This window comes from Cupriavidus sp. H18C1 (assembly GCF_049311595.1).
In the GTDB taxonomy this organism is placed as follows: Bacteria; Pseudomonadota; Gammaproteobacteria; order Burkholderiales; family Burkholderiaceae; genus Cupriavidus; species Cupriavidus cauae.
Genome location: NZ_CP186009.1, coordinates 128,741 through 140,615, shown reverse-complemented (window position 1 = coordinate 140,615; position 11,875 = coordinate 128,741). Strand labels below are relative to the sequence as shown.

Annotated in this window: 8 protein-coding genes and 3 pseudogenes; 6 read left to right on the top strand and 5 right to left on the bottom strand. The window is 68.5% G+C overall.

Features of this window, described 5'->3' with window-relative positions:
- Positions 1 to 30 precede the first annotated feature (30 nt).
- The 6 genes and pseudogenes from OJJOAM_RS16445 (at position 31) to OJJOAM_RS16420 (ending at position 6,757) form a co-directional block, all read left to right on the top strand.
- Positions 31 to 796: pseudogene (locus OJJOAM_RS16445) on the top strand (SURF1 family protein).
- 143 nt (positions 797 to 939) lie between these two features.
- Positions 940 to 2,316: an ATP-binding protein gene (locus tag OJJOAM_RS16440; RefSeq protein ID WP_265634700.1), complete on the top strand. Its 1,377-nt coding sequence runs from the start codon at positions 940 to 942 to the stop codon at positions 2,314 to 2,316.
- Positions 2,317 to 2,392: 76 nt separating this feature from the next.
- Positions 2,393 to 2,908: a response regulator transcription factor gene (locus OJJOAM_RS16435; RefSeq protein ID WP_043440636.1), complete on the top strand. Its 516-nt coding sequence runs from the start codon at positions 2,393 to 2,395 to the stop codon at positions 2,906 to 2,908.
- A 227-nt stretch (positions 2,909 to 3,135) separates the two neighbouring features.
- Positions 3,136 to 3,643: pseudogene (locus OJJOAM_RS16430) on the top strand (VOC family protein).
- 246 nt (positions 3,644 to 3,889) lie between these two features.
- The gene (locus tag OJJOAM_RS16425) at positions 3,890 to 5,452 is read left to right on the top strand and encodes a class I adenylate-forming enzyme family protein (protein ID WP_422650416.1); all 1,563 of its coding nucleotides are present in this window, start codon (positions 3,890 to 3,892) and stop codon (positions 5,450 to 5,452) included.
- A 66-nt stretch (positions 5,453 to 5,518) separates the two neighbouring features.
- Positions 5,519 to 6,757: a TetR/AcrR family transcriptional regulator gene (locus tag OJJOAM_RS16420; protein WP_422650415.1), complete on the top strand. Its 1,239-nt coding sequence runs from the start codon at positions 5,519 to 5,521 to the stop codon at positions 6,755 to 6,757.
- Positions 6,758 to 6,870: 113 nt separating this feature from the next.
- On the opposite strand, the gene OJJOAM_RS16415 is transcribed toward OJJOAM_RS16420, so the two are convergent.
- From OJJOAM_RS16415 to OJJOAM_RS16395, 5 genes and pseudogenes are all read right to left on the bottom strand, one after another.
- Positions 6,871 to 7,956, bottom strand: coding sequence for an ABC transporter ATP-binding protein (locus tag OJJOAM_RS16415; RefSeq protein WP_422650414.1), 1,086 nt, complete (start codon positions 7,954 to 7,956; stop codon positions 6,871 to 6,873).
- A complete protein-coding gene (locus OJJOAM_RS16410; RefSeq protein WP_422650413.1) occupies positions 7,953 to 8,942 on the bottom strand; it encodes an ABC transporter ATP-binding protein in 990 nt (329 codons plus the stop codon). The genes OJJOAM_RS16415 and OJJOAM_RS16410 overlap by 4 nt, the downstream gene beginning before the upstream one ends.
- A gap of 103 nt (positions 8,943 to 9,045) precedes the next feature.
- Positions 9,046 to 9,672: an ABC transporter substrate-binding protein gene (locus OJJOAM_RS16405; protein WP_422651070.1), complete on the bottom strand. Its 627-nt coding sequence runs from the start codon at positions 9,670 to 9,672 to the stop codon at positions 9,046 to 9,048.
- A gap of 34 nt (positions 9,673 to 9,706) precedes the next feature.
- Positions 9,707 to 10,696, bottom strand: a pseudogene (locus OJJOAM_RS16400) (ABC transporter substrate-binding protein); the annotation flags it as partial.
- A gap of 215 nt (positions 10,697 to 10,911) precedes the next feature.
- Positions 10,912 to 11,850 (bottom strand): ABC transporter permease, encoded by a 939-nt coding sequence (locus OJJOAM_RS16395; RefSeq protein ID WP_422650412.1) that lies wholly within the window; start codon positions 11,848 to 11,850, stop codon positions 10,912 to 10,914.
- Positions 11,851 to 11,875 lie beyond the last annotated feature (25 nt).

Below are 11,875 nucleotides of genomic sequence, written 5' to 3'. Positions count from 1 at the left end.
CCACGCCTCGTCCCGCAAACCACAGCCCGGATCGCAAGCCCGTTCCCCCGCAGCCCGGCCGCCCTCGCGGCGCTGGCGCTGCTGGCGGTACTGGCTTTCGCCGGGCTGTTTGCATTGGGCACTTGGCAGGTCGAGCGCCGCGCCTGGAAGCTCGACCTAATCGAACGCGTCGAGTCGCGCGTGCATGCGCCGCCGGTCGATGCGCCGGCGCCCGAGCGCTGGCCGCTGGTCAGCGCCGCAGCCGACGAATACCGGCATGTGCGCGTGACCGGCACCTTCCTGCACGATCGCGAGACGCTGGTGCAGGCCACCACCGCGTTCGGCGGCGGCTTCTGGGTGATGACGCCGATGCGCATGCGCGACGGCACCGTGGTGCTGATCAACCGCGGCTTCGTGCCGCCCGAATTCCCGCTCGCGCGAGAGCCGCGCCAAGGACGAGCCGTCGGGCGAGACCACGGTCACCGGCCTGCTGCGCATCAGCCAGACCGGCGGCGGCTTCCTGCGCCGCAACGACCCCGCCGCCGATCGGTGGTATTCCCGCGATGTGCAGGCGATCGCCGCCGCCCGCGGGCTCGAACGGGTCGCGCCCTACTTCATCGATGCCGACGCCGGCCCGCAGGAGGCGTTCGGCGCGTCGGGCGCGCCGCGCCGCTGGCCGGTCGGCGGGCTGACCGTGGTGACCTTCCACAACAGCCATCTGGTCTATGCGCTGACCTGGTACGGGCTGGCGCTGATGGTGCTGGGCGCCGCCTGGTACGTCGGCCGCGAGGAACTTCGGCTGCGCCGCGGCCGATGAGGGACAATGCGTGGCATGCCGGTCCGCCCGGCCTGCCACGCACGTCCGGCACGCCCGGCATGTCTGGCATGTTCCGCATGCCCCGGCCCGCGCCGCGGCGGCTCGCTTCGAGCGCCGGCGCCATCCTGCTTCGACCCTGATTGATGCCTCTTTCCACCGATTCCCCTCCGAAGCCCGCGGGCGCTGCGCTGTCAGCCGCCAAGGGCGCCCCGGCCCCCGAGCGGCGGGGCGAGCGCGCGCTCGACGCGACCGCCCGCAAGAACATGGAGCAGCTGATCGAGCTGCGCTGGATCGCGGTGCTCGGCCAGGTCGCCACCATCAGCGTGGTGCATTTCGGCCTCGACGTGCCGCTGCCGGTCAACCAGATGCTGGCGGTGCTGCTCGGCCTGATCGCCTTCAACGCGCTGAGCCTGCTGCGGCTGCGCTTCGTCGCCGAGGTCTCGCAGACGCAGCTGTTCGTCTCGCTGCTGGTCGATATCGGCATGCTGACCGCGCTGCTGTATCTGAGCGGCGGCGCCTCCAATCCCTTCGTCTTCCTCTACCTGCTGCAGGTGATCCTCGGCGCGGTGCTGCTGCAGGCGTGGTCGATCTGGGTGATCGTGGTCGTCACCGCCTCGTGCTTCGCGGGCCTGGCGCTGGTCGGCAAGCCGCTGGCGCTGCCGCCGGACCACGAGCAGGGGCTCGCCAGCCTCTATATCCAGGGCATGCTGATCTGCTTCGTGCTGAACGCGGCCCTGCTGGTGGTGTTCATCACGCGGATCATGCGCAATCTGCGCGCCCGCGACGAGCATCTGGCCGACCTGCGCCAGCGCGCCGCCGAGGAGGAACACATCGTCCGCATGGGCCTGCTGGCCTCGGGCGCCGCGCATGAACTGGGCACGCCGCTGGCCACGCTGGCGGTGATCCTGTCCGACTGGCGCCGCATGGAACCGTTCTCGAAGGACCCGGAGCTGCTGCAGGAACTCGGCGAGATGCAGACCCAGGTGCAGCGCTGCAAGTCCATCGTCAGCGGCATCCTGCTGTCGGCGGGCGAGGCCCGCGGCGAGGCGCTGACCGAAACCACGGTGCGCCGCTTCGTCGACGATCTGGTCGCGGAGTGGCGCGCGACCCGACCGGTCGGCGAATTCTCCTACGAATACCGCTTCGGCCAGGACCTGCCGATCCTGTCGGACTCGGCCATCAAGCAGATGGTCTGCAACGTGCTCGACAACGCGCTGGAGGCCTCGCCGCGCTGGGTCGGCCTCGACGTACGGCGCGAGGATGATACGCTGGTGCTGTCGGTGCTCGACGAAGGCCCCGGTTTCGCGCCGCAGATGCTCGAGCGGCTGGGCAAGCCCTATCAGTCGAGCAAGGGCCGGCCGGGCGGCGGACTGGGGCTGTTCTTGGTCGTCAATGTCGCCCGCACGCTGGGTGGCAGCGTGGCCGCGCACAACCGTCCACAAGGCGGCGCGATGGTGACGATGAAGCTGCCGCTGGCGGCAATCACGCTGGAAGAGGAGGCCGAAGATGCAGCCCAATGATCCCGAGCGCGACGCCGCTGCGGCCGATCAATCGACCCAGACGACCCAGCCGCAGGCCGAGGCCGGTCGCGTGCTGATGATCGTCGAGGACGACGCGGCCTTCGCCCGCACGCTGCGCCGCTCGTTCGAGCGGCGCGGCTATCAGGTCCTGCATGCGACCAGCCTCGAGGGGATGAACGAACTGCTGAAGGAACATTCGCCGGGCTATGCGGTGGTGGACCTGAAGCTCAAGGGCGAGGCCTCGGGCCTGGCCTGCGTGCAGGCGCTGCACGCGCACGATGCCGACATGCTGATCGTGGTGCTGACGGGGTACGCCAGCATCGCCACCGCGGTCGAGGCGGTCAAGCTCGGCGCCTGCCACTATCTGGCCAAGCCCTCGACCACCGACGACATCGAGGCCGCCTTCGAGCGCGCCACCGGCGATGTGGACGTCGAGGTCACCGGCCGTCCGACGTCGATCAAGACGCTGGAGTGGGAGCACATCCACGAGACGCTGGCCGCCACCGGCTTCAATATCTCCGAGGCGGCGCGCCGGCTCGGCATGCACCGCCGCACACTGGCGCGCAAGCTGGAGAAGCAGAGGATCAAGTAGGGCCGGGCGGCGGACATCCCCCCGCCGTACGTCTGCCGCCGTACGTCTCCCGGCGGACATCTCCGGGCGAACATCTCCGGGCGGACACCTCCGGGCGGACACCTCCGGGCGGACACCTCCGCGCGGACATCTTCCGTCCGGCGTCTCCGATCGGCGGAAATGGGTATAGGCTAATTCGTGCCGATGTCGGGCCCGATGCCGGCGCCCATTTCTCCAGGAGACGCGAAATGACCAGCAAGAACACCATCTGCCTGTGGTACGACGGCGACGCGCTCGACGCCGCCAACTTCTATGCCCAGACCTTTCCCGACAGCGCCGTCGGCGCCGTCCACCGTGCGCCGGGCGACTATCCCGACGGCAAGCAGGGCGATCCCCCTGATGGTCGAGTTCACCGTGATCGGCATCCCTTGCCTCGGGCTGAACGGTGGCCCGCATTTCAAGCACAACGAATCCTTCTCCTTCCTGGTCAGGACCGAGGACCAGGCCGAGACCGACCGCCTGTGGAACGCGATCGTCTCCAATGGCGGCCAGGAAAGCGAATGCGGCTGGTGCAAGGACCGGTGGGGCCTGTCATGGCAGATCACCCCGCGCGCGCTGCTCGACGCGGTGACCGGCTCCGATCGCGCGGCGGCCAAGCGCGCCTTCGACGCGATGATGACGATGAAGAAGATCGACGTCGCCACGATCGAGGCGGCACGGCGCGGCGAGTCGGCATCGTCGAGCCAGGCAACCTGAGCGACCTGACCGAGCTGACCGAGCTGATGGAGCTGACCACGCCGATCGGCTCTTCATACGCCAATTCGTTCTTACGGTATGGGCGCGTATACTCGTGGAACCGATAACTGCACGGCATAGACGTAGCGCTTACAATGAGCGCTGACCGAATTAGAAAAAGAGGTCGGCCAGATTCGCGTGCCTTGCGTGGTTGCGCCTCGCCACGGCGCATGCATCGGGCCGGCCCCATCACGGAGACTTTCCGCCATGCAGATCGCGTCCCTGCTGGACCAGCCGCTCGGTAATCTCGCCGACTGCGTCCGTGCCCACGCCAACGCCCGTCCCGCGCATCCCGCCGTCATCGACGATCGCGCCAGCCTGTCGTATCGCGAGTTCGACGAACTGGTCGACCGCGTCGCGGCGGCCCTGCAGGGCGATGGCCTGCAGCCGGGCGATGCGCTGGCGATCTGCGCCGCCGCGTCGATCGAGTACGCGGCGGTGTTCCTCGGCGGGCTGCGGGCCGGCATCGCCATCGCGCCGCTGGCGCCGTCATCGACGCCGCAGGCGCTGGCCGGCATGATTGCCGATTCGGATGCGAGCCTGCTGTTCGTCGACGCGCCGGTGCTCGACGCCCTGCAGGGCGCCGGCATCGAGGCCAACGTGCCACGCATCGGACTGGTCGGCGCGCAGACCGGCAAGGCCTTCGCCGACTGGCTAGCGCCGGCCGGCAGCCGGCCGCGCGAGACGCCGCTGCGCGAGGGCCAGGTCTTCAACATCATCTATTCGTCCGGCACCACGGGCGCGCCCAAGGGCATCGTGCACGACCACGCGCTGCGCTGGAACCAGATCCGCCGCACGCACGAGAGCGGCGGCTACGGGCCCGACGCGGTGACGCTGATCGCCACGCCGCTGTATTCGAACACCACGCTGGTCAGCTTCATCCCGACGCTGGCGCTCGGCGGTACCGTGGTGCTGATGCCCAAGTTCGACGCGCAGCGCTACCTCGAACTGGCCGAGCGTCACCGCGTCACGCACGCGATGCTGGTCCCGGTGCAATACCAGCGGCTGCTGGCCAGGGAGGATTTCGATCGCTACGACCTGTCGTCGTTCCGCATGAAGTTCTCGACCAGCGCGCCGCTCAGCGCGGCGCTGAAGGCCGACATCCTGCGCCGCTGGCCGGGTGGGCTTGTCGAGTACTACGGCATGACCGAAGGCGGCGGCAGCTGCGTGCTGGCCGCGCACGAGTTTCCGGACAAGCTCCATACCGTCGGCAAGCCGATGGAAGGGCACGACATCCGGCTGATCGACGACGACGGCAACGAGGTCCCGGTCGGCCAGATCGGCGAGGTGGTCGGGCATTCGAACACCATCATGGCGGGCTATCACAAGCAGCCCGACAAGACCGCCGCCGCCGAATGGTATGACGCCACCGGCAAGCGCTTCATCCGCACGGGCGACGTCGGCCGCTTCGACGAGGACGGCTTCCTGACGCTGATGGACCGCAAGAAGGACATGATCATCAGCGGCGGCTTCAACATCTATCCGAGCGACCTCGAAGCGGTGCTGCAGCAGCATGCGGACGTGGTCGAATGCGCGGTGGTCGGCGTGCCTTCGCAAAGCTGGGGCGAGACGCCGGTGGCCTTCGTGGTGTTGCGCGAGGGCGCGGCAGTCGATGCCGAGGCGCTTCGCGAATGGGTCAATGCGCAGGTCGGCAAGACCCAGCGGCTCGCCGCGCTGGAGCTGTGCGCGCAACTGCCGCGCAGCGCGATCGGCAAGGTGCTCAAGCGCGAGCTGCGGGATGGATTTCGTGGGGGCAGGGCGCTGGCATGAGGCCGTTCGGGTGGCCGGGCCGCCCGCTATAATCCGCCGACCGATCGACCGCCCACGCACCCCTCCATGCTCAAGGACCCTGTCGAAGCCCGCCCCACGCGCCGCTATGTCGAGAAGCGCGAAACCATTCTCGATGCGGCCGCGATGCGCTTCAATCGCAAGGGCGTGCGCGGCACCACGCTGTCGGATGTCGCGCAGGACGTGGGCCTGAGCACCAACAGCATCACCTACTACTACCGCAAGAAGGAAGACCTGGTCGTCGCCTGCCTGTTGCGGACCATCGACGAGATGGTCGGCATCGCGGCGCAGGCCGGCGAGCTGCCTACCCCGGGCGAGCGGGTGGCCGGGTTCATCCGTTTGTTCTTCGCGCGGCTCGCGCTGACGGCCACCGGCGAACGTCCGGAGCTGATGAGCTTCCGCGAGATCCGCACGCTGCCCGACAGCCATGCCGAGGTCGCGTTCAGCGCGTACAACGACATGTTCCGCCGCATCCGCCAGCTGCTGCGCGAGCGCACGCCGGTCGACGCGGCCGAGCGCAGCGTGCTCAGCGCGCGCGCCCACCTGCTGCTGTCGCTGGCGACGGGCGCGATGGTCTGGATCGAGCGCTACGAGCCCGAGGATTATCCGAAGGTCGCCGAGTCGGTGATCGATCTGCTGCTGCACGGCATCGGCTCGCGCGCGGCGCGCTGGCAGCCGGCGCTCGATACCGCCGCGCTGCTGCCTTGCCTGGACCAGCCCGAGACCACGCAGCAGGCCTTCCTGCGCGCCGCCACCGAACTGCTGAACGAGCAGGGCTATCGGGGCGCGTCGGCCGACCGCATCTCCGCCCGGCTCAATCTGACCAAGGGCTCGTTCTATCACCACAACGAGAACAAGGACGACCTGATCGGCGCCTGCTTCGATCGGATGTTCGACGTGATACGCAGCACGCAGACGCTGGTCGAAAACGGCCCGGGCACCGGATGGGACAAGCTGTGCGCGGCCACGCGCGCGCTGGTGCACTACCAGTTCTCCAGCCAGGGACCGCTGCTGCGGCTGACGATCTATGGCGCCTTGCCCGAGGAAATGCGCAAGGAGAAGATGCTGACGATGAACCGGCTGTCGGCGCGCTTCGTGCGATTCCTGGTGCAGGGCATGCAGGATGGTTCGATCCGCCCGCTGGACCAGTCGATCGCCGCGCTGCAGATCAACGGCATGATCAATGCCGCCGTCGAGCTGCGCCGCTGGGTGCGCGATGCCTCGGCCGACAACGCGGCGGACCTGTTCGTGCGGCCGCTGCTGATGGGCATCCTGTCGCCGGCGTAGCGGCGTAGCGGCGTGGCGGTGCTGCGGAGTTCGGCGCCGCCGGCTCGGTCGACCGAGCCGACCAGCCGTCAAGACGAGCCGTAAAGATCAGCCTTCAAGGTCAGCCGTCAAGATCAGTCATACAGATGGCAGGCCACCATCTGCCCGTCGCCGCTGTCGCGCAGCACCGGCTCCTGCGACTTGCAGCGCTCCATCGCCACCGGACAACGCGTATGAAAGCGGCAGCCCGACGGCGGATGCATCGGGCTGGGGACCTCGCCACGCAGTACGATGCGTTTGCGCTGCCGTTCCGCCTGGACATTGGCCACCGGCACCGCCGACAGCAGCGCCTGCGTATAGGGGTGGCGCGGCTGCGCATAGAGCGCGTCGCGATCGGCGATCTCGACGATGCGGCCCAGGTACATCACCGCGATGCGGTCGCTGATATGGCGCACCACCGCCAGGTCGTGCGCGATGAACAGATACGACAGCCCGAGCCGCCGCTGCAGGTCCATGAAGACATTGACCACCTGCGCCTGGATCGAGACGTCCAGCGCCGACACCGGCTCGTCGCAGACGATCACGCCGGGCTTGAGCGCCAGCGCACGGGCGATGCCGATGCGCTGGCGTTGCCCGCCGGAGAACTCGTGCGGATAGCGGTCCGCCATATACGGCAGCAGCCCGACCATCTCCAGCAGCTCACCGACCCGCGCCCGCACGGCCGCGCGATCGCCGGCCATGCCATGGATCTCCAGCGGCTCGGCCACGATGTCGCGCACCTTCATGCGCGGGTTCAGCGAGCCGAACGGGTCCTGGTAGACCATCTGCACGCTGCGGCGGAAATGCTTCTCCTGCGCGCGCGTCATCCGGGCCAGATCGGTACCGTCGTAGTCGATGCGCCCGCCGCTGGCGGCCAGCATCTTCAGGATCGCCAGGCCGGTGGTCGACTTGCCGCAGCCGCTTTCGCCGACCAGGCCCAGCGTTTCGCCCTGGCGCAGCGTGAACGAGACGCCGTCGACGGCCTTGACCGAGCCGACCTGGCGCTTGAACACCACGCCGCGCGTGACGGGGAAATGCACCTTCAGGTCCTGCACACGCAGGATCTCGCGGCCGATGGTGTGCGGGCGGGGCGCCGGGGCAGGCGCCGCCAATGGCCGTCCATTCGCAGCCAGGGCGGCGTCCTTCATGGCGGGCGTGTCGAGCGCGGCGGTGGCGGTCATGGCGTCTCCTGCAGGTGGCACGCGTTCAGGTGAACGGACAGGCCGCGGCCGCCGGTGGTCCGCAGCATCGGGCGCGTGACGCGGCATTGCGCCTGGGCCAGCGCGCAGCGCGGCTGGAAGGCGCAGCCGGGACCGAGCGCGGTCAGGTCGGGCGGTTGGCCCTCGATCGGCACCAGCGCCTGGCTGGTATCGCCATCGAGCCGCGGCACGCAGGCCATCAGCCCGCGCGTGTACGGATGGCGCGGCTCGCGGTACAGGTCGTCGGCCGAGGCCATCTCGACCAGGCGCCCGCCGTACATCACCGCGACGCGATCGGCGTAGCGCGCCACCACGCCGAGGTCGTGCGTGATCAGGATCAGCGCGGTGCCGAGCCGCTGCGCCAGGTCCTTCAATAGATCGAGGATCTGCGCCTGCACCGTGACGTCGAGCGCGGTGGTCGGCTCGTCGGCGATGATCAGCTGCGGCTTGCAGGCCAGCGCCATCGCGATCATCGCGCGCTGCCGCATGCCGCCGGAGAACTGGTGCGGATAGGCATTGAGGCGGCTGGCCGGCTCGGGGATCTGCACCTGCCCGAGCAGCTCGGCGGCCATGCCGAGCGCGGTCTTCCACGGCAGCTTCTGATGCAGCTGGATCGGCTCGGCGATCTGCTTGCCGATCGTCAGCGCCGGATTCATCGACGACATCGGCTCCTGGAAGATCATCGCGATGCGATTGCCGCGGATCGCGCGCATCGCCTCGGCGTCGAGCTTGAGCAGGTCCTGGCCATCGAACAGGATCTCGCCGCCGTCGATCGAACCGGCCGGACGCGGGATCAGGCCGAGGATCGACAGCGCGGTCACGCTCTTGCCGGAGCCGGATTCGCCGACGATGGCGAGCGTCTCTCCGGGCGCCACGTCGAAGGAGACCTGATCGACCGCGGTGACCACGCCGCGATCGGTGCGAAAGCGCGTGGTCAAGTCGCGGACCTGCAGGATCGGCTGCGTCATCGCTTGCTCCTGGTGGGGCGGGTTTGGCGCCGGCATCGCGGCATCGGGGAAAGATGCCGGCGAGCGTCGGCGGACGTCGGCGGGCGTGGGAGCGCCGTGGGGCTCAGAAGCCCATCTTCTTCTTCATCTCCTGATCGATCCACAGCCGCGCGTAGATCGGTCCGGGCCGCACCGCGCCGGCACGCAGCTCGCCGCCGTAGTTCTTGACCCATGGCCACCAGGCCGTATAGACGTACTGCGTCGGCAGCCAGATATACGGCGCCTGCGCGACGATCTCGCGCGTCAGCGCGCGCACCGCCTCCTGCCGCTTGCCCACGTCGCGCAGCTCGAAGGCTTCCTCGACGCGCTTGTCGAACTTCGGATCGTTCCACTGCGAGGCGTTCCACACCTGGCCGCTGACGAAGCTCTTGCGGATCGTCGTGGTCGGGTTGGTATGGCCATTGTTCATCATGTAGCCGGGCGCATTGGTCTTGGTCGTCATCGCCGACAGGAAGGCGCCGTACTCCATCGGCTGGATCTGGATGCGCACGCCGATCTGTTCGAGATAGGCGGCGATCAGCGGCAGCAGCTCCATATGGTCCGGGCTGCAGGCGCACACCTGCACCTTGAAGGTGAAGCCCTTCGGATAGCCGGCCTCGGCCAGCAGCTTGCGTGCCTTGTCCGGGTTGTAGGTGAACAGCTCCCTTGACGTTGTCCGGCATCGCGCTGAGCGGTTCGTAGTAGCCGACATAGTCGGGATGCTGCGGATAGGCAAACAGCTCGGCGTTGCCGCCGTAGTACTGCTTGACGATCTCCTGCTTGTTGATCGCCATGTTCAGCGCCCGCCGGACGCGGATATCGTTGAACGGCTTGGTGTCGACGCGCAGCGCCAGATACTGGCCCGTGTACGACAGCCAACGCGACCACTGCAACTGCGGCGCGCTGCGCTTGAGTTCGTCCACCGCGGTCCAGCGCAGGCCCTCCATGATGTCGAGCTTGCCGGTGCGCAGCATCGTGTTGCGCGTGGCCTCGTCCTTGATCGTGCGCAGCACCACCTTGTCGACGAAGGGCAGCTTGTAGTCCTTGTTGCCGATGCGCTCGCTGTCCCAGTACTGCGGATTCTTCGTGTAGGTGCTGGCGTTGCCCTGCACGAACTGCGTCAGCGTGAACGGCCCCGTGCCGTTGACGTTCTTCCAGTTGGCGGCGCCCGCAGTGGCCACTTCCTTCGGCATGATCCCGGAGTAATAGCCCCAGCCGAAGCGGTAGTCCCATTCGGCGTTGAATTCCTTGAAGCGGAACAGCACCGTGTGCTTGTCGCGCGCCTCGACCTTGCTCAGGTGATCGAAGTAGGTCGGGATCTTCTTTGCACTGGCCTCCTGGCGGCTGTAGCTGAACACCACGTCCTCGGCGACCAGCTCGCGCTCTTCCATCACGCCCGGCTTGGCCGGGAACTTGACGCCCTTGCGCAGCTTGACCTCGAGCGTCAGCGGATCGGTCCATTTCCACGACTCGGCCAGCTCGCCGCGGATCGCGTCCTCGGGCAGCCAGGCATCGGCCTGGAAGGCGTATTTGCCGCCGTTGCGCTTGGCCTTGCTCAGGTCGGCGGCGAACAAATGCTCGTAGACCTGGCCCGTGTCGTAGTTCTGCTTCCAGTTCCAGTCGGCGAGATCCCACGACAGGGCGGAGATGGTCGGATAGACCGAGCCGATCTCCACGGTGCCGCCGTACTTCGGCGCCTCGGCCTGCGCGATGGCGCTGCCCGCGGTCACGGCCATCCCGGCCAGCGCGACAGCAGCGGCGATGGCCGCTCCCCGTTTCGCCGTGCGGTGGACCGCCTTGTCGTTGTCGATCATCGCTGTCTCCTGTCTCTGTTCTTGTAGGGGATGGTTCCGTGCCGTGCCGTGCCGTGTCGTGCAGTAGGGCACCGCGCCAGCGGCTGCCGTGGCAGCGGGTGCCGCGGTGCCGGCTGCCGTGGTACCGGGTAAGTTCGCTACCGCGTGCCCCGCATGCGCGGATCGAGCAGGTCGCGCAGCGCGTCGCCGTAGACGTTGATCGCGTAGACGACCACGGTCAGGCAGGCGCCGGGTGCCAGCGCCAGCCACGGGCCCTGGAACATGAAGGTGCGGCCGTCGCCGGACAGCATGCCGCCCCAGGTCGGCGCCGGCGGCGGCACGCCCAGGCCGAGGAAGGACAGTCCCGACTCGGCGAGGATCGCGGTGCCGACGCGGGTGGTGAACAGCACGATCACCGGCGGCAGCACGTTGGGCAGGATGTGGCGCCACAGGATGCGCGGCGTGGACGCGCCCATCGACTGCGCGGCGTGCACATACATGTTCTCGCGCACCGACACGACCGCACTGCGCACGATGCGCGAGCCGCCGATGCCGAGCAGCAGCCCGAGCGTCACCACGATCTGCCAGCTGCCCGGACCGAGCACCGACACCACCACGATCAGGATCACCAGGTCCGGAAAGCTCATCCACGCATCGACGAAGCGCTGCGCCACCAGGTCGAACTTGCCGCCGAGATAGCCGGTCAGGATGCCGAGCAGCACCGATACCGCGGTGGCCAGCGTCGCGGCCGACAGGCCGATTACCACCGACAGCTGCGCGCCGTACAGGCAACGCGACAGCATGTCGCGGCCGAGATTGTCGGTGCCGAAGGGATGCGCCCACGACGGCGGCTGCAGGCGGTGCAGCATGTTGATCTCGTTGACGCCGTAGGGCGCCAGCACGTCGGCGAAGACGCCGCAGAACAGGAAGATCGCGCAGATCACCGCGCCGGCCGCGCCGAGCGGCTTGTCGCGGAACAGCCGGCGCAGCAGGCCGAAGCCGGGCCAGTGGCGGGGCGCGGCGGATGCCGTTGCTACGGTTGCTGCCGCCGTTGCTCCGGAAGCCGCCGCGGTCGCCGCGGCGGCGTCGGCGGCCACCGGCGGGACGGGAGTCAGGGGAGTC

Bases quoted from the DNA above. Each gene is read 5' to 3' on its own strand.
- OJJOAM_RS16440 (WP_265634700.1), top strand. From the start codon at position 940: ATGCCTCTTTCCACCGATTCCCCTCCGAAGCCCGCGGGCGCTGCGCTG.
- OJJOAM_RS16435 (WP_043440636.1), top strand. From the start codon at position 2,393: ATGATCGTCGAGGACGACGCGGCCTTCGCCCGCACGCTGCGCCGCTCG.
- OJJOAM_RS16425 (WP_422650416.1), top strand. From the start codon at position 3,890: ATGCAGATCGCGTCCCTGCTGGACCAGCCGCTCGGTAATCTCGCCGAC.
- OJJOAM_RS16420 (WP_422650415.1), top strand. From the start codon at position 5,519: ATGCTCAAGGACCCTGTCGAAGCCCGCCCCACGCGCCGCTATGTCGAG.
- OJJOAM_RS16415 (WP_422650414.1), bottom strand. From the start codon at position 7,956: ATGACCGCCACCGCCGCGCTCGACACGCCCGCCATGAAGGACGCCGCC.
- OJJOAM_RS16410 (WP_422650413.1), bottom strand. From the start codon at position 8,942: ATGACGCAGCCGATCCTGCAGGTCCGCGACTTGACCACGCGCTTTCGC.
- OJJOAM_RS16405 (WP_422651070.1), bottom strand. From the start codon at position 9,672: ATGTCGGCTACTACGAACCGCTCAGCGCGATGCCGGACAACGTCAAGG.